Source organism: Streptomyces sp. NPDC060209 (assembly GCF_042728155.1).
Lineage (GTDB): Bacteria > Actinomycetota > Actinomycetes > Streptomycetales > Streptomycetaceae > Streptomyces.
In genome coordinates this window covers 1-22343 of record NZ_JBHWZS010000128.1, presented here as the reverse complement: position 1 = coordinate 22343, position 22343 = coordinate 1, and the positions used below count along the sequence as shown (strand labels likewise).

23 protein-coding genes and 1 tRNA gene are annotated in these 22343 nt (G+C 70.6%); 9 read left to right on the top strand and 15 right to left on the bottom strand.

Features of this window, described 5'->3' with window-relative positions; all coding sequences use genetic code 11:
• Positions 1–106 precede the first annotated feature (106 nt).
• Complete coding sequence (locus tag ACFWFI_RS23455) at positions 107–664, top strand: RcpC/CpaB family pilus assembly protein (protein WP_387393577.1); 558 nt, start codon at positions 107–109, stop codon at positions 662–664.
• Between the two features lie 119 nt (positions 665–783).
• Entirely contained in the window at positions 784–1245 is a 462-nt protein-coding gene (locus tag ACFWFI_RS23450; RefSeq protein ID WP_387393575.1) for a large conductance mechanosensitive channel protein MscL, read from the top strand.
• A 29-nt stretch (positions 1246–1274) separates the two neighbouring features.
• Here ACFWFI_RS23450 and ACFWFI_RS23445 read toward each other — a convergent pair whose 3' ends face one another.
• From ACFWFI_RS23445 to ACFWFI_RS23420, 6 genes are read right to left on the bottom strand one after another with little or no spacing between them, the layout of a single operon-like run.
• Entirely contained in the window at positions 1275–1502 is a 228-nt protein-coding gene (locus ACFWFI_RS23445; RefSeq protein WP_387393571.1) for a hypothetical protein, read from the bottom strand.
• 21 nt (positions 1503–1523) lie between these two features.
• Positions 1524–1928 (bottom strand): hypothetical protein, encoded by a 405-nt coding sequence (locus ACFWFI_RS23440; RefSeq protein WP_387393569.1) that lies wholly within the window; start codon positions 1926–1928, stop codon positions 1524–1526.
• On the bottom strand, positions 1925–2620 hold the full coding sequence (locus tag ACFWFI_RS23435; RefSeq protein WP_387393566.1) for a QcrA and Rieske domain-containing protein: 696 nt from the start codon (positions 2618–2620) through the stop codon (positions 1925–1927). The genes ACFWFI_RS23440 and ACFWFI_RS23435 overlap by 4 nt, the downstream gene beginning before the upstream one ends.
• Positions 2617–3219, bottom strand: a complete 603-nt coding sequence (locus ACFWFI_RS23430) for a 4Fe-4S dicluster domain-containing protein (RefSeq protein ID WP_104786667.1) — start codon at positions 3217–3219, stop codon at positions 2617–2619. Before ACFWFI_RS23430 ends, ACFWFI_RS23435 begins: the two co-directional genes overlap by 4 nt.
• Before the next feature lie 7 nt (positions 3220–3226).
• Complete coding sequence (locus tag ACFWFI_RS23425) at positions 3227–5551, bottom strand: molybdopterin oxidoreductase family protein (RefSeq protein WP_387393562.1); 2325 nt, start codon at positions 5549–5551, stop codon at positions 3227–3229.
• Positions 5548–6708 (bottom strand): MFS transporter, encoded by a 1161-nt coding sequence (locus ACFWFI_RS23420; RefSeq protein WP_387393559.1) that lies wholly within the window; start codon positions 6706–6708, stop codon positions 5548–5550. The genes ACFWFI_RS23425 and ACFWFI_RS23420 overlap by 4 nt, the downstream gene beginning before the upstream one ends.
• A 172-nt stretch (positions 6709–6880) precedes the next feature.
• Here ACFWFI_RS23420 and ACFWFI_RS23415 point away from each other — a divergent pair, with 172 nt between their 5' ends.
• The 3 genes from ACFWFI_RS23415 to ACFWFI_RS23405 all read left to right on the top strand — a co-directional run bounded on the left by ACFWFI_RS23415 (position 6881) and on the right by ACFWFI_RS23405 (position 9975).
• Complete coding sequence (locus tag ACFWFI_RS23415; protein ID WP_387393556.1) at positions 6881–7990, top strand: P1 family peptidase; 1110 nt, start codon at positions 6881–6883, stop codon at positions 7988–7990.
• Between the two features lie 154 nt (positions 7991–8144).
• On the top strand, positions 8145–8891 hold the full coding sequence (locus ACFWFI_RS23410; protein WP_387393553.1) for a DUF6227 family protein: 747 nt from the start codon (positions 8145–8147) through the stop codon (positions 8889–8891).
• 94 nt (positions 8892–8985) lie between these two features.
• Positions 8986–9975, top strand: a complete 990-nt coding sequence (locus ACFWFI_RS23405; RefSeq protein WP_387393550.1) for a helix-turn-helix transcriptional regulator — start codon at positions 8986–8988, stop codon at positions 9973–9975.
• A gap of 114 nt (positions 9976–10089) precedes the next feature.
• Here ACFWFI_RS23405 and ACFWFI_RS23400 read toward each other — a convergent pair whose 3' ends face one another.
• Positions 10090–11091 carry a sigma-70 family RNA polymerase sigma factor gene (locus tag ACFWFI_RS23400; RefSeq protein WP_387393547.1) on the bottom strand — a complete coding sequence of 334 codons (1002 nt, stop codon included), beginning with the start codon at positions 11089–11091 and terminating at the stop codon, positions 10090–10092.
• Positions 11092–11238: 147 nt separating this feature from the next.
• On the opposite strand from ACFWFI_RS23400, the gene ACFWFI_RS23395 reads away from it, so the two are divergent.
• Complete coding sequence (locus ACFWFI_RS23395; RefSeq protein ID WP_387393544.1) at positions 11239–11820, top strand: GNAT family N-acetyltransferase; 582 nt, start codon at positions 11239–11241, stop codon at positions 11818–11820.
• Here ACFWFI_RS23395 and ACFWFI_RS23390 read toward each other — a convergent pair.
• Positions 11768–12550 carry a dioxygenase family protein gene (locus ACFWFI_RS23390; protein ID WP_387393540.1) on the bottom strand — a complete coding sequence of 261 codons (783 nt, stop codon included), beginning with the start codon at positions 12548–12550 and terminating at the stop codon, positions 11768–11770. The two genes, ACFWFI_RS23395 and ACFWFI_RS23390, sit on opposite strands and share 53 nt — an antisense overlap.
• 183 nt (positions 12551–12733) lie before the next feature.
• Between ACFWFI_RS23390 and ACFWFI_RS23385 the strand changes: the two genes are divergently transcribed.
• Positions 12734–13246 carry a MarR family winged helix-turn-helix transcriptional regulator gene (locus ACFWFI_RS23385; protein WP_387393537.1) on the top strand — a complete coding sequence of 171 codons (513 nt, stop codon included), beginning with the start codon at positions 12734–12736 and terminating at the stop codon, positions 13244–13246.
• 93 nt (positions 13247–13339) lie between these two features.
• On the opposite strand, the gene ACFWFI_RS23380 is transcribed toward ACFWFI_RS23385, so the two are convergent.
• Positions 13340–14860, bottom strand: coding sequence for an MFS transporter (locus tag ACFWFI_RS23380; RefSeq protein WP_387393534.1), 1521 nt, complete (start codon positions 14858–14860; stop codon positions 13340–13342).
• A 201-nt stretch (positions 14861–15061) separates the two neighbouring features.
• Positions 15062–15724: a TetR/AcrR family transcriptional regulator gene (locus ACFWFI_RS23375; RefSeq protein WP_387393580.1), complete on the bottom strand. Its 663-nt coding sequence runs from the start codon at positions 15722–15724 to the stop codon at positions 15062–15064.
• A 257-nt stretch (positions 15725–15981) separates the two neighbouring features.
• On the opposite strand from ACFWFI_RS23375, the gene ACFWFI_RS23370 reads away from it, so the two are divergent.
• Positions 15982–17259, top strand: coding sequence for a M6 family metalloprotease domain-containing protein (locus ACFWFI_RS23370; RefSeq protein ID WP_387393531.1), 1278 nt, complete (start codon positions 15982–15984; stop codon positions 17257–17259).
• On the opposite strand, the gene ACFWFI_RS23365 is transcribed toward ACFWFI_RS23370, so the two are convergent.
• Positions 17246–18976: a class I adenylate-forming enzyme family protein gene (locus ACFWFI_RS23365; RefSeq protein ID WP_387393528.1), complete on the bottom strand. Its 1731-nt coding sequence runs from the start codon at positions 18974–18976 to the stop codon at positions 17246–17248. The two genes, ACFWFI_RS23370 and ACFWFI_RS23365, sit on opposite strands and share 14 nt — an antisense overlap.
• A gap of 460 nt (positions 18977–19436) precedes the next feature.
• Between ACFWFI_RS23365 and ACFWFI_RS23360 the strand changes: the two genes are divergently transcribed.
• Positions 19437–19509: transfer RNA gene (locus ACFWFI_RS23360), tRNA-Arg, on the top strand.
• Positions 19510–19674: 165 nt separating this feature from the next.
• On the opposite strand, the gene ACFWFI_RS23355 is transcribed toward ACFWFI_RS23360, so the two are convergent.
• The 4 genes from ACFWFI_RS23355 to ACFWFI_RS23340 form a co-directional block, all read right to left on the bottom strand.
• Positions 19675–20115, bottom strand: a complete 441-nt coding sequence (locus ACFWFI_RS23355) for a VOC family protein (RefSeq protein ID WP_387393525.1) — start codon at positions 20113–20115, stop codon at positions 19675–19677.
• 215 nt (positions 20116–20330) lie between these two features.
• Complete coding sequence (locus tag ACFWFI_RS23350) at positions 20331–20528, bottom strand: hypothetical protein (RefSeq protein ID WP_387393523.1); 198 nt, start codon at positions 20526–20528, stop codon at positions 20331–20333.
• Between the two features lie 102 nt (positions 20529–20630).
• Positions 20631–21392 carry a hypothetical protein gene (locus ACFWFI_RS23345; protein WP_387393521.1) on the bottom strand — a complete coding sequence of 254 codons (762 nt, stop codon included), beginning with the start codon at positions 21390–21392 and terminating at the stop codon, positions 20631–20633.
• Positions 21389–22297, bottom strand: a complete 909-nt coding sequence (locus ACFWFI_RS23340) for a hypothetical protein (RefSeq protein WP_387393520.1) — start codon at positions 22295–22297, stop codon at positions 21389–21391. The genes ACFWFI_RS23345 and ACFWFI_RS23340 overlap by 4 nt, the downstream gene beginning before the upstream one ends.
• Between the last annotated feature and the right edge of the window lie 46 nt (positions 22298–22343).

Below are 22343 nucleotides of genomic sequence, written 5' to 3'. Positions count from 1 at the left end.
CCCCTCACGCTTTCCTCGGGCGAGTCCTCGGGTCCTTCGCGCCTTCCCGCGCGATTTCCCGCACGGACGTGCCTGCGGATCCCCCTCACGGCAGGTGGTGTTGGCCATGTTCCCTTCGGTGCCCGATACACGTCCCGCGCCTCCCGCCCCGTGCGGGGTCCCGTCCTTCGGGCCCCTGCGGGTGCGGGGCGGCGGTGGGCAACGACTCCGGCGGGCGCTGCGCGGACAGCGCCGGGCACTGGCCGCGGGGTTCGCGCTGGCCTCCGCCGTGCTCGCCGCTTCGGGGTCGGGCGGCGAGAAAGGGGCGGCCGCGGTCGCCGGGGGCGCGCCACCGGGGCCCGAGCGGCGGGCGGTACGGCTGGTGTCCGCCCCGGTGCGGATCGCCGACGCGGCGACGGTCGGGCTGCTGCGGCCCGGCGACCGCGTCGATGTGATCGCCGCGGTCGACGGAGACGCCGAGGCCAGGGTGGTGGCACGCGACGTCCGGGTGGCGGAGGTGCCACGCGGAGCGGGCGACGCGGAGGTCTCGTTCCCGGAGGGCGGCGGGGCGGGCGCGGGAAGCGGCGCCCTGGTGGTCCTGTCCGTCGAGCGGCGCACCGCGGCGGCGCTGGCGGGTGCCGGGGCTGTGGGGCGGCTCGCGGTGGCGGTGTCCCATGCCGAATAGAACAGGTATCGCGGCAACTCACCCATCGGAATTACCCGATTGGACAGCGTGGTCCCCTGCCGCCTTATGTGGCGGGGCGGTTCGCTCCCCCTACGGCACGCGCAGAGGAAGGCTCACTCGTGAGCGAGAAGAAGGTCGGCCTGCTGGAGGGATTCAAAGCCTTCCTGACGCGCGGCAATGTGATCGACCTCGCGGTCGCCGTCGTCATCGGCGCCGCGTTCACGAACGTGGTGAACGCGGTCGTGAAGGGAATCATCAATCCGGTGGTCGGCGCCTTCGGCACCCGGGACCTGGAGAAGTACACCTCTTGCCTCCGGGCTCCCTGTGCGGTGGATCCGGAGACCGGCAGGACGGACGGCATCGAGATTCTGTGGGGATCGGTGCTCAGCGCAACCCTCAGTTTCCTGATCACCGGCGCCGTCGTCTACTTCCTGATGGTGCTGCCGATGGCGAAGTATCTCGCCAGGCGCGCGGCCGCGCAGGCGGCGAAGGAGGGCGTGCAGGAGACGCTGGAGGTGAGCGAGCTGGAGGTGCTGAAGGAGATCCGGGACGCGCTGGTCGCCCAGCGGGGCCGGGCGTAGCCGACCAGGACAGCCGGCGTCCACCGGCGTCAGACGTGGTGGGGCGGCTTCTCGTCGAGGAAGCGCGCCAAGTCGGCCGCGCCGCCACCGGCGGGAGCCCGCTCGCCCCACCCCTGGTCCGTATCGTCCGAGGACTGCCGGTCCAGCGGATCGTCGAAGATCAGAGCCGGAGGCTTGGGCCTGGACTCCTGGGGCGGCCGCTGCTGCGGCTGCGACGGCTTCGATTCTCGCGGTCCGGGGGCGGGGGCGGTACTCATACCTCCAGGGTACGGCCGAGCTCAGCGGTCCTTCGGGTCGAGCCGCCACAGCCCCAGCACGACGAGGAACGACAGGCACAGAAAACCGGCCCCCCACCAGGCCGTGCCCGTGTTGCCCTCCATCCACACGTTGACGACCTCCGTCAGCGCCCACAGCTGACCGATGACGACGCTCAGCGCCAGCACCAGTCGGGCCGTCAGCTTCGCGGAGCGCTCGGGTTCCTGCTCCGAGCCCGCGCCGGGTCCCGGACCTGTGTGGCGCACCCGCGGATCGGCGTAGCCGCTGGTGGGCCGGATCTGTGGGTAGCGCTCATGGACGGGGCGGTTCAGCTCGGCGCGCGCACTGCCCGGGTGGTAGTCGGGATACGCGGAGCCGGAAGAGCTGGGGGGCCGCGGCGGCTCGACCGGGTCCAGGGGCTCGGTCATGACCGCCTCCCCGTGGCCGCGGCGTCGGAGGGAGCCGGCGCGGGTGGCGCCTCCGCGCCGCCTCCGGTGCCGGGGCAGCCGATCCGTTCGGCGAGATCCGGGCGGTCCACGCCGAGCTGGCGGCACAGCCCCTCCTCGACGCTCTCGCCCGAGCGGGTGGTGCCGACGGCCCAGATACTGCCGTCCTCCAGCTCGGTCAGCACCACCTTGGGCAGTCCGCGGGGCGGCGGACCGGCCGTGACCTCACCGGTGCGGGCGTCGAAGATCCCCTCGTGGCAGGGGCAGTAGAGCTCGCCCTCCGTACCGCGGTCCTTGCGCCAGAGCACGGCGCAGGCCAGGTGGGTGCAGACCGCGGAGTAGCCGACGAGTGTGCCGTCGTCCATCCGCACGGCGACCGCCCGGTCCTCGTCGCCGGGGTAGCGGAAGGCTAGGGACTCACCGGGCAGCAGCTGCGCCGCGATCCGCTTCGGGGCCGGCGCTTTCCCGTCCTCCGTCTCGCCGTGCCGGTGCAGGATGCCGCCCGCCACGGCCAGACCGCCCACGGCCAGGCCACCGGAGACGGTGGCGACGATCCGGAGGTAGTCGCGCCGGGTGGTCAGCGAGTCCGCGGCGATCCTGTCGTGCAGGGCCTCACGCGGGTCGCTTCCGGAGCCGCGGCCGGGGCCCGGCTGCTCCTGTTCGGTGACGCTCATCGGCGGACGTCCTTCCCGTTGATCTCGACGACGGGAAGTCCGCCGGGTACCGGCCACTGGACCCGCTCCGCGGGCACGACCATGGCCACGCCGGTGCGGACCTCGCTCTCACCGAAGACGAAGGTGTCGGCGACCTGCACACCGGGGCGTTCCGCCTGGAGCTCCTCGACGGTGCCGTAGTACAGGGCGCCGGTCGGGCAGACGGTGGCGCACATGGGGGCCAGCCCGTAGGCGGTGCGGTCGTAGCAGAGGTTGCACTTCATCTGCAGCTTCGCCTGGAGGTCGATCTTCGGAACACCGAAGGGGCAGGCGTTGACGCAGTTGGCACAGCCGATGCAGCGGGTGGTGTCGGCCTGCTGCACGACGCCGTCGGCGGTGACCAGGATCGCGTCGGCCGGGCAGACCTCGGCGCAGGGCGCCACCGGGTCCTCGCAGTGCATGCAGACCGTGGGAAGGGAGGCGACGGATGACCCCTCGTCGGTGTAGTCGAGGTGGATCATCGACTTGCCACGGTGCGAGTCGCATTCCCGGCAGGCGGAGACACAGGCCTGACAGCCGATGCAGCGCCCCGGGTCGATGAACATCGTTCTGCCCATCATTCGGGCATCAGCTCCTTTCCGAGGTGCCGCGGCCCTGCGGGGCCGTGGGCGGCAACGGGTCGGTGCGGGAGACCTGGGTCTCGGGGTAGGCGACATGGCCGGGCGCGACCGGGGGCGCGGGGACCTCGTCGATCGCTTCGGCATGCTCGATGCGGCAGGCGCAGACCTTGTACTCGGGGATCTTGGAGCGGGGGTCGAGGGCGTCGATGGTGAGTGCGTTGGCCGCTGTCGGAACGGGCCAGTGGTAGGGGATGAACACCGTGTCGGGCCGGATCGCCTCTGTGACCAGGGCGGGGAACACCTCACTGCCGCGCCGGGTGACGACACGGACGGGTTCGCCGTTGCGGAATCCATGGGAGGGGTGGACCTCGGCCCAGGGCCTGGGGGTCTGTTCGACGAGGGCGCCCAGCCGGCGGGTCTGGTTGCCGGAGAGGAAGTGGGCGACGGTGCGTCCGGTGGTCAGCGTCATCGGGTGCTCGTCGTCGTACGGGTCCGCCGGCGGATGCCACTCGACGACCTGCATGTGGATCTTGCCGTCGGCGTGGTAGGTCGTGCCGTCCTCGAACAGCCGGGGAGTGCCGGGGTGGTCGGTGGACGGGCAGGGCCAGGAGATCCCGCCGGTCTCCTCGAGCCGCTCGTAGGTGATGCCGGAGTAGTCGATGATGGTGCCCGCCGAGGCCCTGCGCAGCTCGTCGAAGACTTCGCGGGAGCCGCCGAACGCGAATTTGTCCCCGGCTCCGAGACGGCGGGCGATCTCGCACATCACCCAGGTGTCGGTCCGCACGCCGGACGGTGGTTCCTGCGCCTTGTTGTGCTTGACGACCCGGGCCTCGGCGTTGGCCATCACCCCTTCGTCCTCGGCCCAGATGGTGACGGGGAAGACGACGTGCGCGTTCGCGGCGGTCTCGGAGAGGAAGAAGTCGAACTGGGCGTGGAATTCGGTGGTGTCGTACCCATCCTTGACCACGGCGTAGTTGGGGAGCGAGACGAAGGGGTTGTTGCAGATGCCGATCAGGCCGCGGATCTCCCGGCGCTGCATCTGCCAGACCATTTCCATCATCGAGGTCCCGGCGGCCGGGAGTTCGGACTCCTCGATGCCCCAGATCTCACAGATCTGCCGGCGGTGCTCCTCGTTGAGGATCGAGCGTCCGCCGGGGAGGAGGTCGGCCTTCTGGCCGTGCTCGCGGCCTCCCTGGCCGTTCCCCTGCCCTGTGAGGGTTCCGTACCCGGCGCCGGGCTTGCCGATGTGGCCGGTGGCGGCACAGAGGTTGATCACGCTGAGGCAGTTCTCGACGCCCTGTGTGTGGTGTTCGATTCCCCGGGCGTGGAAGGCCATCGCCTTGGGGGCGCGGGCGAAGGCGCGGGCGACCTGGACGATCTGCTCCGCGGGGATACCGCAGATCTCGGCGGCCCGGGACGGGGGGTACTGGGCGACATTGGCCTTGACCTCCTCCCAGCCGGAGGCGTGGGCCGCGAGGTAGGCCTCGTCCGTGAGGCCCTCCTCGATGACGACGTTCAGCACGGAGTTGAAGAAGGCGGAGTCGGTGCCCGACTTGAGCGCGACATGGATGTCGGCGGTGCGCGCGACCGCCGTCTCGCGCGGGTCGATCACGATCAGGGTGGCCCCGCGGTCCCTGGCTCCCCAGACGTACTGGGTCAGCACGGGGAAGCACTCGCCCACGTTGGCTCCGGCGAGCAGGAGGCAGTCGGTGAGCAGAATGTCGGAGAAGGGGTTCCCGGCCCGGTCGATGTTGAAGGCGAGCTTGTTGGCGCCGGCGGCGCTGACCATGCAGAGCCGGCCGTTGTAGTCGACGTGCTTGGTCTTCAGCGCGACCCGGGCGAATTTGCCGACCAGATAGGTCTTCTCGGAGAAGAGGCTGGCCCCGCCGAGCACGCCGAAGGCGTCCCGCCCGTGGTCCTGCTGGATGCGCTTGATCTCGGAGACGGTGAAGTCGAGCGCCTCGTCCCAGGAGACCTCCCGCAGCTCCTCGTCGCGGGAGCGGCGCATGAGGGGGGCCGTGAGCCGGTCCGGGTGGTTGACCTGCTGGTAGGCGTTGATGCCCTTGGGACAGAGCCGCATGCGGTTGATGTCGTGGTTGCGCGGCTCCACGCCGAAGACCTTGCCCCCGCGGTCCACGCGGAGATACATCCCGCACTGGACACCGCAGAAGCAGCAGTGGGTGGGGACGAGCGTCTCGCCGTTCTGGTCGGCGTGCCACTGGTCGGCCGGAATGCCGCCCGCGTCCCGGAAGCCACGGGTCCCAGGCGGAGCGAGCGAGGGATCGAGGGGGACAGCCGTACGGCCGTCGGCTGCGCGTGGGTCCGCGGTCACTTGAAGCCCTTCTTGACCTGGGTGAGATAGGCGTTGCCGCGCAGCACCCGCTTGCAGCGGGGGCAGTATTCGGCCCATGCGTCGAAGCCGAGTTCGAGGTCACGCATGGTGCCGCGCAGATTCTCGACGTACGGGCCGGTGTCGATGGCTTCCCCGCAGCGGCGGCAGGCGAAGACCTTGTCGTCCTGGCGGCCGGTGTACTTGAAGAGCTGCATGCCGACCGCTGCCGGGCGCTGCACGATGTGGAAGAACTTCCCGAACGGGATGTAGATGAGGGTGAAGACCACCGAGACCATGTGGAGGATCGCCAGGAACTCGTAGCCTCCGCCGTGCAGGAAGATCGAGGAGAAGGTGAGCAGCAGGCCGGTCACGGAGATGATGATCAGGGCGAGCAGCGGCACCATGTCGTAGGCGAAGCGCTGTCCGGTGATGGCCCCGCGGTCCTTCATCCGGCGCCAGAGGAAGTACCCCGCGCCGGGGATGACCAGTACCGCGGCGATGTCCAGGCCGTGGAACATCAGCCAGCCGACGAAGTTCAGCGAGTCGAAGCCGATGATCTTGAGGCCCCAGATGCGCATCTCGTAGCCGGGTCCCGAGCCGCTGCCGGAGGTGAAGGTGAACCAGCCCCAGGTCAGCGGGAAGGTGATCAGTGCGGCGAGGATGCAGCCCCAGAAGATCAGCTGGTGGGCGGCCCAGCGCGCGTGGGAGCGGGCGCCCAGGAACTTCTGGAAGCCCAGATAGGTCGCGATCATCTTCGGCAGCGCGGTGGGCGTCCTGCGGAAGTTCTCGGTCGAGAACAGGCTGCGCCAGCCGTTCTTGAAGAGCCGTCGGGCACCGGGGGCGGAGACCCAGACGGTGTAGCGGTAGGCGACACCGAAGGCGAGGAAGACGGTGGCGACGGCGTACGGCAGCAGCGCCGAGTCGAAGTCGTGCAGCAGGCGGCTGCCGAACACGATCGCGAGGATCAGCAGGCCGGACACGACGGCACCGGCCAGGGTCGCGCGGCCCGAGACGGACCGGGGAAGGCTCCGGGCGGCTCTGGCGACGATGGAGGGCCCCGGGCCGGACGGCCGGTCGTCCGGCCCGCCGGATGTGCCGGTGCGGACACCGGGCTCGGACTGCTCGGCTGCGGCGGGCGGTTCTGGTGGCTCGGTCACCCGGCCACCGTAGGACCGTAATAGACGTTTGGTCCCGTTATATGCCCCGATGGTGTGGTCGAGTCGCCCAAGTGGCCCGCGTCCCGGCGGACTACGGCATGCCTGCGCTTGCCCGGCCGCCGCCTGTACGTTCGCCGTTACACGGCACCCCCGCACCCACGAGGAGCTCGTCATGACCGAGGAACAGTCAGGCCCGGGTCCGCTGGACGCACTGACGGACGTGTCCGGGATCCGCGTCGGGCATGCCCGGGTGCCGGGCGAGGGGGCACTGAGCGGCACCACGGTCGTCCTCGCCCCCGAGGGCGGAGCCGTGGCGGCCGTCGACGTACGTGGAGGCGGCCCCGGCACCAGGGAGACGGACGCGCTCGATCCGCGCAATCTGGTGCAGCGGATCGACGCGGTCGTCCTGACCGGCGGCAGCGCGTACGGGCTCGACGCCGCGTCCGGCGTGATGGCCTGGCTCGAGGAGCAGGGGCGCGGCGTCCGGGTCGGCCCGGGCCAGTCCCAGGTGGTGCCGGTGGTCCCGGCGGCCTGCGTCTTCGACCTGGGCCGGGGCGGGGACTGGCGGGCCCGCCCCGACGCGTCGACCGGGCGTGCCGCCGTGGAGGCCGCCGCCGCTTCCGAGCCGGGCGCACGGGTCCCCGAGGGCACGGTGGGCGCCGGCACGGGCGCGGTGGCCGGGCAGATCAAGGGCGGGGTCGGCACGGCGAGCGTGCGCCTGCCGTCCGGCACCACGGTCGCCGCGCTGGCCGTCGTCAACGCGGCGGGCTCCGTCGTCGATCCGCGGACCGGGGTGCTGTACGGGGAGTACGGGACGGGAGAGCCACCCGTGCACCCCGCGCCCCCGGTGCACGAGGCCGCACGCCGGCGGCTGGCGGAGATCCGGAGCGCGCGGGCCGACCGCGCGGAGTGCGAGAGCGCCCCCGGCGACGGCGCGCACGGCGCGCGGGGGAACGGTGTCCTCAACACCACGATCGCCGTCGTCGCCACCGATGCCACCCTCACCCGGGCCCAGGCACAGAAGCTCGCGGGCACGGCGCACGACGGCCTGGCGCGCGCCGTCCGGCCGGTGCACCTGCTCACCGACGGGGACACCGTGTTCGCCCTCTCCACCGGCCGGCTGCCGTTGCCCCCGGAGCCCGTCGCCGAACTCAACGACATCCTGGCGGCGGGGGCGGACGCCCTGACCCGCGCCGTGGTGAAGGCCGCCAGAGCGGCCCGGGGAGTCGAAGGCCCCGGAGGCACATTCCCCTCGTACAGCGAGCTCTACGGCGCATCCTGAAGAGGCCGGGAATCTCTCGCGCGGCATCCCGGGCGGGCAGGGAACTTTCCGCGTGCGCGGTACGTTTTTTGCGAACCCCGGTCACGATGTCAGACCCAGGGACTACGTTATGCACGCATCAGGTAACACGCGGCAACGGCCTGGAGACAGCACCTTGAGCGATCCGTACGAGACAACCGAGCAGCACCTCGAGCGACTCCTGCGATGCGCCCTCAACTCCTTCGACCTGTCCGACACCACGGTCGACCGGCTAGGGACGGCGCTGGCGCACAGCAGTGCCCTGCACTCGTCCCACCACAGTTCCGTGCTGCACCGCGAGACCTACCGGCACACCTACCTGCTCTCCGACGGCACCGCGCTCACCCTGTGGGAGCTGGTCCACGGAGGCGGCAGGGACATCCCGGCCCCTCGCCGCCACGAGCTGTACGACGACGAGGGCGACGCCCACCTCGCCGCGGCGCGCCTCGCCGGCAGTTTCTGGGACACCCCCGCCCTCGGTGACGACAGCCTGCGGGAGGACCTGGAGGCGCTCACCCTGCTCATGAGCGTTCCCCCGGCCCCCCTGCCCCGGATGTACGCCCCGGACAATTCGGCGGACCACGCCCGCCGCGTCCTGCGCCGCGCGGAGAACGGCGACCGGCCGGGCGCCGGGACGGCCGGACTGCTCCGGGCGGCCTTCGCCCACCACATCACCCAGGTCTTCGGCCGCCAGTACCGCGTCGACGGGCGGGACGCCGGTTTCACGCTCTACGAGCACGCCTTCCTCCTCCTGGACGGCAGCGAGACGAGCCTGTGGGAGGTCGAGCACACGGCCACACCCGACGGCCGCCACATGTGCGAGGTCTATGACGACGAGCAGACCGCGCGCCTGGCCATGGAGGACCGCACCCGGATCTGCTGACCGCCCCCGTACCGGCGGCCCGCGGGCACACGGGGGGGGCGGCGCATTCCCCATCAGGCCGGATTCTGACCTGATGGGGCGGCATTCTGGAACCATGACGGACACCCCGGCACGGCTCCTGCGTCTGCTGTCCCTCCTCCAGACACCGAGGGAGTGGCCGGGCAGCGAGCTGGCCGGCCGGCTGGAGGTCAGCCCGCGCACCATCCGCCGCGACATCGACCGGCTCCGCGACCTCGGCTATCCGGTCGAGGCGTCGCGCGGTTCGATCGGCGGCTACCGCCTGGTCGCTGGCACCGCCATGCCGCCGCTCCTGCTGGACGACGAGGAAGCGGTGGCCATCGCTGTGGGGCTGCGGGCCGGGGCCGGGCATGCCATCGAGGGCGTCGACGAGGCGTCCGTACGGGCCCTGGCCAAGCTGGAGCAGGTCCTGCCGGCACGGCTGCGGCACCGGGTCTCGTCCCTGCAGAACGCCACGGTGCCCCTCACCCGCGGCGACGGCGCGACGATCGACCCTCGGACACTCACGGTGATCGCCTCGGCGGTCACCGCGCGCGAACGGCTGCGCTTCGGCTACCGGGCGAGGGACGGCGCCGCGTCGAAACGGCAGGCCGAGCCGTACCGGCTGGTGAGCACGGGCAGCCGCTGGTACCTCGTCGCGTACGACCTGGACCGCGAGGACTGGCGCACCTTCCGGGTGGACCGGGTGAGCGAGCCGTTCGCCACCGGGGCCCGCTTCACCCCGCGCGAGCTGCCTGCCGAGAGCGAGGACGCCGCCGAGCTCCTCGCACGGTCGATGTCCCGCCAGCAGCCGGAGTGGCACATGGACGTGACGTTCGAGGCGTCGGCCGACTTCGTGGCGGCCCGGCTGCCCGCGGAGCTCGGCGCGTTGGAGCCGGGCGGTGAACACAGCTGCCGACTCCGCACGAACTCATCCAGCTCGCTGGAGTGGGTGGCCCTGCGGCTCGCCTTGGTGGACTGCGCGTTCGAGGCGCACGGCCCGCCGGAGCTGGTGGAGCACCTCGGCATCCTGGGCGCACGCCTCTCCGCTGCCGCGTCACGCCCGCCGGCCGCGGGCCGGACATGAATGAGCCCCGGCGCCGGGGGGGGTGGGCGCCGGGACTCAGCTCAGGGGACCGGAAAGAGACCGGTCGTCGGGCCGGTGCGAACCGGCTTGATGGGGAGATTACGGGTTATCGGCTCACGCCGCAGCGTCAAAGCCCGTGTCGTGAGCCATTCGCTTCAATTCGAGCAATGCGTGCTTCTCGATCTGCCGGATCCGCTCCCGCGTCAGACCGTGCTGCTTGCCCACCTCGGTGAGGGTCCGCTCCCGGCCGTCCTCGATCCCGTAACGCATCTTGATGATGGATGCGGTGCGGTTGTCGAGCTTGCCGATCAGGTCCTCGAGCTCCTCGCTGCGCAGCAGCGTCATCACGGACTGCTCGGGCGACACGGCTGAGGTGTCCTCCAGCAGATCCCCGAACTGCGTGTCGCCGTCGTCGTCCACCGACATGTTCAGGCTGACCGGGTCACGTGCCCAGTCCAGGACGTTGCCGACACGCTCGGCGTTGGAGTCGAGCTCCCGGGCGATCTCCGAGTGCTCCGGGTCGCGCCCGTTCTCGCGGTTGAACTCCCGCTGCACACGCCGGATCCTGCCGAGCTCCTCCACGAGGTGGACGGGGAGCCGGATCGTGCGGGACTGATCGGCGATGGAACGGGTGATGGCCTGCCGGATCCACCACGTGGCGTACGTCGAGAACTTGAATCCCTTGGCGTAGTCGAACTTCTCGACCGCGCGCACCAGGCCCGCGTTCCCTTCCTGGATCAGGTCGAGCAGGGGCAGACCCGCCCTCGGGTAGCGCCTGGCCACGGCAACGACGAGCCGGAGGTTGGAGCGGATGAATACGTCCTTGGCGCGCTCGCTCTCGGCGACCAGCGCCTCCAGCTCCTCACGCTTCGCTCCGCCGGCTTCGCTCTCCACCACTCCGTCGAGGATCTGCTGGGCGTAGACGCCCGCCTCGATCGTCTGTGAGAGCTCGACCTCCTTGGCGGCGTCGAGCAACGGGGTGCGAGCGATCTCGTCCAGGTACATGCCGACCAGGTCGCGATCGGCGATCTCCCCGCCCACGGCGCGAACACTGCTTGCCCGGTCGGTCCCGCCGGTGCTGGCGGACGAACGACGAGCGACGGCACGGGTTGCCATGCGAGCTCCCTTACTGAGTAGGTCGCGACACCCTCCCGGGTGCCCTGCATCCGATGGAAACAACGACTGGAATCCGGACAGAATTCCCACGGGGCCCATTCACTTTCGAGATCATGCAGTACCCTGTCGCCTCCAACGGGAGGACAGATGGTGCAGATACCCACAGAGCTGCAGGTCAGGCCCGGCATGGAGGCCGACCTGAAGGCCCTCACGGACATCTACAACCATTACGTCCGTGAGACGGCGCTCACATTCGACACGGTCGCGTTCACTCCGGAAGAGCGCCTGCCGTGGCTGCGCTCCCACCCGGAAGACGGCCCCCACCGGCTTCTGGTTGCTCTGGACCCTGGTACCCAGGACAACGCGCCGCATGTCCTCGGTTATGCCACCAGCAGCCCCTACCGCCCCAAGGCGGCGTACAGCACCTCGGTCGAGGTGAGCGTGTACTGCGCTCCCGGCACAACCGGCCGCGGCGTCGGCACCCTCCTCTACAAGGCCCTGTTCGAGGCCCTGGCCGACGAGGACATCCACCGCGCCTATGCCGCGATCGCACTGCCGAACGAGCCGTCGGTCCGGCTGCACGACGCCTTCGGCTTCCGCCACGTCGGCACGTACACGGAGGTCGGCCGGAAGTTCGGCCGGTACTGGGACGTGTCCTGGTACGAGAAGCCGCTGCTCAGCCGAACTGCACCGAGCGCTTGGCCAGACCCAGCCAGAATCCGTCGATGACACTGCGCCCCTGATCGAGCTCGGCCTCCGCCGCGCCGAGCGTGACGAAGAGTGGCGCGAAGTGCTCGGTGCGGGGATGGGCCAGCCTGCCCGCCGGTGAGGCGTGCTCGAAGTCCAGCAGGGAGTCGATGTCCTGCGCCTGGAGCGCCCGGTGCCCCCAGTCGTCGAACTCCGCGGACCAGCCGGGGGTGCCGCCGCCGGTGTGCCGCAACGCCGCCAGGTTGTGCGTGAAGAAACCGCTCCCGACGATCAGCACACCCTCGTCGCGCAGCGGGGCGAGCTTGCGCCCGATGGCCATCAGCTTCTGCGGGTCGAGCGTCGGCATCGAGATCTGGAGAACGGGGATGTCGGCGGCCGGGAACATCTCGACCAGCGGCACGTACGCCCCGTGGTCGAGGCCGCGGTCGGGGATGTCCTGGACCGGGGTGCCGGCGCCGCGCAGCAGCTTGCGGACGTCGTCCGCGAGCCGCGGGGCTCCGGGGGCGGCGTACTGCACCTGGTAGTAGTGCTCCGGGAAACCCCAGAAGTCGTACACCAGCGGCACGGCCTCGGTGGCGCCGAGGGCCAGCGGGGCCTCCTCCCAGTGCGCGGAGACCATCAGGATCGCCTTGGGGCGCGGCAGCCCCGCCGACCAGGCGGCCAGCTCTCCGGGCCATACCGGGTCGTCGGCGAGCGGCGGGGCGCCGTGCGAGAGGTAGAGGGCGGGCATACGTTCCGCGGCGACTGTCATGACACTCCCATTCCTCTGCCGATCAAGGTATGTGTGTTCACTACAGGCACCGGGAACGGGCATCTGCGCAAGCACCTGGGATTCGGCGGATCGGCTCTTCGGACCCGAATCTTTGAATCTTCAAGTTCCAACTACCGGAGACCTTAGCTCTATCTAGTTCAACTTTCAAGAAAAGGTCGTACAGTGGAGTACATGACCACGGCATCACCCGGCGGGCCCCGGTGGCTCACCGACGAAGAGCAGAGCGTGTGGCGCGCCTATCTCCACGCCACCACGCTCATGGAGGACCACCTCGACCGCCAGTTGCAGCGCGACGCCGGCATGCCGCACATCTACTACGGACTGCTCGTCAACCTCTCCCAGGCCCCCCGGCGGCAGAAGCGCATGACCGAGCTGGCCAAGGACGCCAAGATCACCCGCTCCCGTCTCTCGCACGCCGTCGCCCGGCTGGAGAAGAACGGCTGGGTCCGGCGCGAGGACTGCCCCTCCGACAAGCGCGGCCAGAACGCGGTCCTCACCGACGAGGGCTACGAGATGCTGGCGCGGTCCGCACCGGGACACGTCGAGGCCGTGCGCCAGGCGATGTTCGCCCGGCTCAGCCCCCAGCAGGTACAGAGCCTCGGCGAGATCATGCAGGTCATCGCCACCGGCCTTCAGCCGGAGGGCACGGACGCGGATCTGCCCTGGCTCCGCTGAGCGGAACCAGGGCAGACGAACTCGGCGTCGGAGGCCGTCAGGCGTACGCCGGACGGCCCGGCGCCGGACCGGACACCCGGCCCGGCGCCCGGCTCAGTGCGCGACGACCGGGATCTTGAACTCGTCCTCGGCCCCGTCCGTCAGGTCTCCCGAGCCGTCGACAGCACCGGCACCCGGACGTCCGGTGTTGATCAGCGTCACCGCGATCGCCGAGGCGGCGACCAGGATGCCGACCGCCCACCAGATGGCGCTGGCGAAGCCGGTGACCATGGCCTGAAGCTGGAGCAGCTTCGGGTCGCTCGCACCGGCGGCGTGATCGGCGATGTACGCGGTGGTGGCACCGGCCGCGATGGTGTTGAGCAGCGCCGTACCGATGGCACCGCCGACCTGCTGCGAGGTGTTCACCATCGCGGAGGCCACACCCGCGTCACGCGGCTCGATACCGTGCGTGGCCAGCGACATGGCCGGCATGAACGCCGTACCCATACCCAGGCCCAGCAGCAGCTGGCCCGGCAGGATGACTGCGGCGTAGGAGGTGTCGATGTCCAGCTGGGTCAGCAGCAGCATGCCGATGCCGGCCACCAGGAAGCCGGGGCCCATCAGCAGCCTCGGCGGGACCCGGGTCATCAGCCGTGCGCCGATCTGCGTGGAACCGGTGATCATGCCCGCGATCATCGGCAGGAACGCGAAGCCGGTCTTGACCGGCGTGTAGCCCTTGACCACCTGCAGGTAGTAGGTCAGGAAGAGGAAGAGCCCGAACATCGCGATGATGGCGAGGCCCAGCGAGAGGTAGACCCCACCGCGGTTGCGCTCGGTCAGGACGCGCAGCGGCAGCAGCGGGGACTTCACCCGCGACTCGGTGACGACGAAGGCCAGCAGCAGAACGCCCGCGGCGACGAACATGCCGATGGTCAGCGAGTCCGACCAGCCGGCCGACTCGGCGCGCGTGAAGCCGTACACCAGGGACACCAGGCCCAGCGTGGACAGGACGACACCGGGGATGTCGAGCGGGGAGCGGTTGCGTCCGCCGGCCGGCTCCCGGATGACGAAGTACGCGCCCGCGGCTGCGATGACGGCGAACGGGATGTTGACGAAGAACGTCCAGCGCCAGTTCAGGTACTCGGTCAGGAAGCCGCCCAGGATCAGGCCGACCGCGCCACCGCCACCGGCGATGGCTCCGTAGATGCCGAAGGCCTTGGCTCGCTCCTTGGCGTCGGTGAACATCACCGCGAGCAGCGAGAGTGCGGCCGGTGCGAGCAGGGCCCCGAAGACACCCTGCAGGGCGCGCGAGCCGAACATCATGGCCTGGCCGGTGGCGGCACCACCGAGCGCGGAGGCCAGGGCGAAGCCGATCAGGCCGACCAGGAAGGTCCGCTTACGGCCCCAGAGGTCGGCGATACGTCCGCCGAAGAGCAGGAGCCCGCCGAACGCGAGCGCGTACGCGGTGATCACCCACTGCTTGTTGCCGTCGGAGATGCCCAGGTCGGTCTGGGCCGACGGCAGGGCGATGTTCACGATGGTCGCGTCGAGCACGACCATCAGCTGGGCGAGGGCGATGAAGGCCAGTGCTTTCCAGCGACTGGGATCCGGAAGGGTGCCGGCTGTTTTCGACATGGGAGTAGCCACCTAAGGACACGAAGAGTTGCGAGTTCGGCGAACGGGCCGCGAGCGGGCCGCGAACGGGCCCGTGTACGAAACCGAAAAGGGCGAGCTGTTCCGGTGACCGGACCTGCGTGTCAGGGCCGGGCCGGCTTCATAGGGCTGGTGTGGCCGCTGAGGGCCGAGGGTCTGTGGGTCGTTTCCGGTGCGCGGGCGTCAGCACCCGAGGCGCAGGTCCTCCAAGGTCGCCGCCGATCCCGGCAGCTCCGAGCGGGCCGGGGATTCCAGACCGTCCAGGAAGAGCTGCAGATGGCGGTGGGTGAACCGGTCTATGTCCAGGCAGGCGATGCCGGGCAGCGGACGGGTGAGCTGGGAGAGGGCGACGAGTACGTCACCGACGGCGATGTCGGTGCGCAGCCTCCCTGCGGACATGGCGCGCTCCACGAGCCCTTCGACAGCCTCTTCGAGGCGACGGCGCTCGGTGAGCAGTTCGGGATGGTCGGTGTCGAAGCCGCCGGACAGCATCGGGCACAGGGCGCCGATCCGTTCGTCGGCCGCTGCGTGCACGAAGCGGCTGAGGGCGGCGAAGGGGTCGGACTCGGCCGCGACGGCCTCCTCCACCCGGTCGGTGGTGCGGGAGGTGACGGCGAGGACGACCTCATGGATCAGAGCCGCCCGGTCGGGAAAGTTCCGGTAGAGCGTGGCGTTGCCGACTCCGGCCCTGCGCGCGACCTCGTCGAGCGGCACATCCGGCCCGAACTCGACGAACATCTCACGCGCGGCCGCGATGATCCGCTCCCTGTTGCGCAACGCGTCGGCCCGCGGACGGGGCGTACGGCGTTGTACGGCGCAGGTGGCGGTCTCGGCGACGGACTCCACGGCCATGACCCTTCTCTCCGGTGTGCGACCCCCCGGCGTAACCGGGGACCGTGTCCCCGTTTCGCGAGGACACAGGTGCAAACGGGGAGAGGCTCCCCGGTTATTTCCCGAGAGCATGTGACCTGGGTCACAAACTGAAGTGCGGCAAAAAACCCTCCATCGGCGCACCCGACGGGCGGTCCCCCACGACCCGGCAGAGGCTGATCGCCAGAGCGCAGTCAGGGCCGGCCGACTGCCGCCGACCGAAGGCGAGCCCTATGCAGCAGCCCCGCCACCGGATACGCGGGCACCGCCGCCCCCTCGCCCTCGCCGGAGCGACGGCCCTGGTCATCGCGACGATGGCATCGGCCAGCACCACCCTCCCCGTCGCCAGCCGCGCCTCCGCCGGACCCGTGGCCGCGCCGCGGGGGACCGGGCTCGCACCGTGCCGGATACCCACGACCATGGGCGTACAGATGTCGGAGGGCATGCCGACACCGCCCGGCTACGCACGCTCCACCGGCCGGATCAGAGCCCTCAACCTGATGATCGACTTCCCCGACGCGCAGGCGACGGAACCGGCGGCGGACCGGCTCGCGGAATTCTTCCCGCAGACCTCCGAGTGGTTCCGCACCAGCTCCTACGGCCGGCTCACCTACCTGCCCGAAGCACCGGTGAAGGACTGGCTGCGGATGCCGCTGTCCTTCTCCGAGTACGGGATAGAGCGCGGCTCACCGTACGAACCGGGCTACCGCAAGATGGTCAAGGACCTGGTGACGGTCGCCGATCCGAAGGTCGACTTCGCGGAGTACGACCTGGTCAACGTGCTGGTGACCCCGAACGCCGGCCCCTCCGCCCTGGACACCGTCCTGTCCGTGACCTTCTCCGGCAACGACGACGCCCCCTTCGCCGACGGCGTCCCGCTCGCCAACACGTCCTTCGTCTACAGCCGGCAGGACGACGGATCGGGCTCGTACGCGGAGACCGGCTACCGGGTCCTCCCCCACGAGAACGGCCACGTCTTCGGGCTGCCCGACCTCTACACGATGGAGGGCGGCGGCTCCGTGGGGCACTGGGACATCATGTCCGAGGACTGGGGGGCCAACAACGACCTCCTGGGCTGGCACAAGTGGAAGCTCGGCTGGCTGGGCAGTGACCAGGTCAGCTGCGCCGCCATGCCCGGCACCAGCGATCACATTCTGGAACCGCTGGCCACGACGGGCGGCCCGAAGCTGGTCTTCGTGCCGGTGAGCGCGCAGTCCGGCTACGCGGTGGAGGTGCGGACCGCGGAGGGCAACGACGAAGCGGTCTGCCGGCCCGGCGTCCTCATCTACAAGGTGAGCTCCGACGTGGACACCGGACAGGGCCCGGTCTCCGTCGAGGACAGCACCGAGGACAGCGGCGGCTGCACCCGTCGGCCGAACGTCCACACCGAGCTCTCCGACGCCCCGTTCGAACCCGGTGAGACGTTCACCGACCGGGCCGATGACATACGAATATCCGTGCTGGAGAAGGACGCCGACGGGAACTACCGGGTGCGGATCACCCGGCCGTGAGCCCTCGGCCCCCGCCCTCGCGCGCGTACTCCTGAACCGTGCCGCGCAGCTCCCGCTTCAGGATTTTCCCCGTCGCGTTCCGCGGCAGCGGCTCCCGTGTCACCAGCACATGGGCCGGGACCTTGAACGCGGCCAGCCTCCGGCCCACGTGTGCCCGCAGTGCGTCCGCCGTGACGACGGAATCAGGACGTACCCGGACGACCGCCGCGACCTCCTCCCCCAGCACCGGGTGCGGAACGCCGAGCACCGCCGCGTCGTCGACATCGGGATGGTCGTGCAGCACGGCCTCGACCTCCACGCAGTACACGTTCTCACCGCCCCGGATCACCATGTCCTTGATCCGGTCGACGACGGACACCCGCCCGTCCCGGACGACGGCGAGATCCCCCGTACGGAACCAGCCGCCGGTGAACGCCCCGGCCGTCGCCGCCTCGTCGCGCCAGTAGCCGCGGACGAGGGACTGGCCGCGCAGCCACAGCTCGCCGGCCTCGCCGTCGGGAAGTGCCTCGCCCGCGGGACCGGCGATCCGGACCTCGGTGACCGGCGTCGGGGTGCCGACGGAATCCGGGTGCGCCCGGTAAGCGGCACCGAAACTGGCCAGCACCCCACCGCTGGTCTCGGTCAGTCCGTAGCCGTTGCGCGGCTCGATCCGCTCACCGTGCCGGGCCGTGAGCTGCGCGACCAGGTCCGGCGGAGCCGCCGCCCCGCCGGTGTTCAGCCCCTTCAGGCTCTCCAGACCGTCGCCCGCACGGTCCGCCGCCGCGAGCAGCTGGAGCGCGGTGGCCGGAACGCCCGCGTAGTGGGTGACCCCGTGCCGGCGGATCAGCCGGAGGGCCTCGTCCGCGTCCCACTTCGGCATCAGGACGAGGGTGCCGCCCGCCGCCATCGCCGCGTACAGGCTGGTGAACGCGGCGACGTGGAAGAACGGGAACGTCATCAGGGTGACCGGCGCGGGCCCCTGCCCAGGGATGACCCCACGGCCCAGCGCCGAGGCCGCCGCCTGGTAGCGCGGGTTGAGGGCCGCGCCCGCCTGCGCGAGGTGGGTGGCCACGGCACCCTTGGGCCGCCCCGTGGTGCCGGAGGTGTAGATGATCGTGGCGTCGTCCTCGGGCCTGATCTCCAGCTCGGGCGGCGCCGCCGTCGGGTCGGGCTCCGGCAGGTCCGCGTACCGCTCGGCCCCGGCCGGCAGCGCTCCCGCGTCGTGGAAGACGACGAACCGTGCCCCCGCCTTCCGGCCCCAGCTCTCCACCTTCGGCAGCTGCTCCGCATCGACCAGCAGCACCTTCGGCTCGCAGTCGTCGAGGGCGTATCCGAACTCCCCCTCGGTCCACCAGCAGTTGAGCGGTACGGCGACGAGCCCGGCCAGCTGCACCGCCCAGAACGCGATCTGCCACTCGGGGTGATTGCGCATCGCCACCACGGCCCGGTCACCGGGCAGGAGCCCGTACGACTCGGTGAGCCGTCTGGCCAGCGAGGAAGCTGCCGCGAAGAACTCCCCGTACGACAAGGTCCGTTCACCCGAGATGAGGAACGGCTGCTCGCCGAACGCCCAGGTGGCCTCCACGAACTCCCGCAGTGTGCGCGGGCCGTTCGCGTAGACGAGCGGCCCGTGCTCGGCGCGCACCACGGCGAACGGAGCGCCCGGGGCGGTCAGCGACGCTTCGATACGGGCGAGGGCTTCCGGGTCGGGTGACCTGCTGGGGTCGGTGTGCGGCACGAACGGCCTCTCCACGTACTGGCTCAGCGACCCGGCGACGCTATGCCCACACCCTTCCCTCGTCAACCGGTTCCCACTCGGCCGGCGGGCGGGCTTCCACCGGAAGGCGGGCAGGTCGGCCCCCGCCCTTCAAGGACGACGAGTCCGAACCTGAAGCAAGCGGGCGTGCGGCGGCGGCGCACCGGATCAGCGCGGCGGCACCGGCCGCCAGGGCCCACCGGCTGACAGCCGACGCGGGAGAACCGGCCGAGGACGTTCCCCGCCGCCTTCCCGCGCCGAGGCCACATCCGGCACGGCTCCAGGCCGCCACGGGCGCCACCCCCACACCCCCGTCGCGCAGCGCACCCACCCGCTACACTGATCCCGGTGCAAGGCCACGGCTGCGCACCGCACGGCTCACAGGAACCGAGTGCCCGGGTCCACCGGCATCACCGGACCCGACACACGCTTCCCGAGCCCCGCCTTCGTAGCTCAGGGGATAGAGCACCGCTCTCCTAAAGCGGGTGTCGCAGGTTCGAATCCTGCCGGGGGCACAAGGTAAAGGCCCCGGACCGATCATGGTCCGGGGCCTTTGACATCTACTTCTGACATCAACGCGGGCGGTCACTGACGACCGGGCGCTTCCTGAGCAGCCGGTCCACGTGACTCTTGGCCTCGCACCGGCCTTCCGTGCGGCTGCACGGTCCGGTTCCTTCTTCTCAGCGCAGTTGCTCGGCCAGTCCGACGATGATGCCCTCCGGGCCGCGGAGGTAGCAGAGCAGATAGTTGTCCTCGAACCGGGCGATCTCGCCGACGAGTTCGGCGCCGTGAGGGCGCAGGCGGGCAACCGTGTCCTCGATGTCGTCGACGGCGAACATGACGCGGTGCGTGCCCAGAATGTTGTGCGGCCGGTTGCACGGCCCGGCGCTGATCGCCGTGGGGCTGCGGTACTTCGCCAGTTCGAGCCGGCTGTGCCCGTCCGGGGTCCGGACCATCGCGATGTCGCAGTGGACGCCTTCGAGTCCGGTGCACTGGTCGGCGAAGAGGCCCTCGACCTCCGCCGTGCCCTCCAGCTCCATACCGAGTTCCACGAAGAACGCGATGGCGGCATCCATGTCCTCGACGACGATGCCGACGTTGTCCATCCGCTGAATCGCCATGCTGGTCTCTCCTTCTTCCTCGTGCGGCCGGTGGTGACCGCTGATGTCCCTGGGACGGAGCCGGTGGCACGTTCTCGACATCCGCAGACTGCCGAACTCCGAAAAATCTGGATCGCGCCTCAGGTGAGATTCATCCGGATGTACCAACCCCGGCACGATGGGAATGGCTCCCACGAAGGCCCACGCCGTGGCTGCTGCGCTGTGCGAGGTATGTATCAGAGCGGGCGCATGCGCATCAGCGGTGGATCCGGGTCCGCGCGTGGCTGCTGGGGCGGTGAGCAGCCCCCATCCGGAACGCCTGTGTCCCAGGTAGAGCCGAGCGGCTTGCAGCCGGAAGAGACGAGTCGCTCGCACACGGCGCGCATCACCTTGCCGGGCCGGCCGTCCACCCACGTGATCGGAACGATGCGCATGGGTGTTTCTCCCTCAGCGAGGGGCTCCGCTCGGGCTCGGATTTGTCGTCCGGGGCCCGTTCGCGTGTGCGGTGCGTGAGCGCTGTCCACAGCGCCAGTCGTCTACGCCAGCAGACCGGCGAGCCGTTCTCGGACGTTGTCCTTGCCGGCCTCGGGGTCCGGCACCAGCTTCTCCCGGTCGCCGGGGTCCCGGGCAAGGACGTGCAGCCGTCCGCCACTGCGGGTCAGCACCAGGTCCCTGCTGCTGCCCGCGGTCTCGGCCGATCCCTCCGCCGTGTAGTCGGTGACGGTGATCAGCGCCGAGCGCTCCGCGGCGGCGAGCACGGCATCGGTGTCCACCGACTCTTCGGGGTCCGCCGCCGAGCCCCGCGGCAGCCACTCGGTGAGCGTGTTCAGGGCTTCGTGGAGCTTGTACAGCCCCAGCTGGTGGACTCCGAGCGCGTCGATGCGGACCATGAGACAGATCCGCTCAGGTTGGGGGAGCAACAGGATCCGCCACGGCTCACCCGGACCCGACCCGGTCGTGCGGGCATCGAGCACCTTGCGGGCCCTTTGCTGGAACGCCACCGCGATGCCCAGGTCTCCCTGCACCCGAACCTGCTCGCCCGTGTCACTCGCCAGCAGCAGCTGCCGGGCCGCCAGCGAGCGGACGGCCTCGGCGATCACCTCGTCCGACGGCCTGGCCTCCAGGAAGTCCACGATCGCGTCCACGGCGGTGAGCTCCGCGATGGTGTACGCCCCGAGCAGCACCGGTCCTGTGTCGACCAGGTTCACCACGGCCGACACCAGCCCCGAAGGGGCGGACGCCGCACCCGTGTCCGACTGCGCCGCAGGGGGAACATCGCGCTGATCGTCGTCGCTCATGACGGTCCTCCCGGCTGCAACAGTTCCACCGCAGGCGGGACGCGACTCTCACTGAGCACCGCGGCAGCGCTGCGTGAGAGGGTCTCGGTCACCCACACCTCGGAATTGCCGAACAGCCCACGGCCCGCTCTGCCGGACAGCGACTGTCCCAGCTCGCCGGCCAGGTCCTCCCGGTCCGGGGGCGGGAACCGAGCCGCCAGGTCCGCGGAAACGGCAGTGACGTCGTCGCCCTCCTCGATCCGGCGCAGTGCCTGGGTCAGCACCCGCGCGACCGGAGGGGGCAGGGACGTCGGCACGGCAAGGATCGGCGCCAGGTACAGCGGGCGCCGTTCGGTCATCCGGGACAGCCCCCAGGGCCCGACATTGCTGCGCGTGATCCGGTAGACGACGTAGTCCATGAGGTGGCGAAGGTCGCTCACACTGGGCAGCTTCCGCCCGCCGAAAGCGGCCGGTGTCTTCTCCAACTGCACCCAGGTGCCCTGGGCGGTGCGCCCGTGCAGCTTCTCCCGCACCACGTCCCCGCGCATCCCGATGTCGGGATACAGCGCCTTGTCGATGTCACGGTGGTGGCTGGACAGGCGCTCGTGGCTCACCTTGGCGAACCGCCAGTCCTCGTACAGCTGCGGTTCGTCAACCAGCACATGGCCGCCGCACAGCACGTCGTGCAACTGGGGCACCCGTAGTCCGTGACGCTCCAGATCCGAAAGGATCGCCGCTTCCTCCGGGCTAAGGCGGCGTGCGGCCGCGACCAGCCCTTTCCGGTACGCCCCGGCCCGCGCCGTGATCTCGATCATGAGCCGGACCCGGGTGCGCACCTGCTCGGCCCGCCGGTCGCCCCGGTCCGAAGCCGCCCCGCCGCGTCGCCTCAAGCGGGTGACCGATGCCAGTGCGTGCTTTCGCTCCACCTCGCCAGTACAGCACGGCAGACCCGTGCACGCCCCCGGTCGGGGG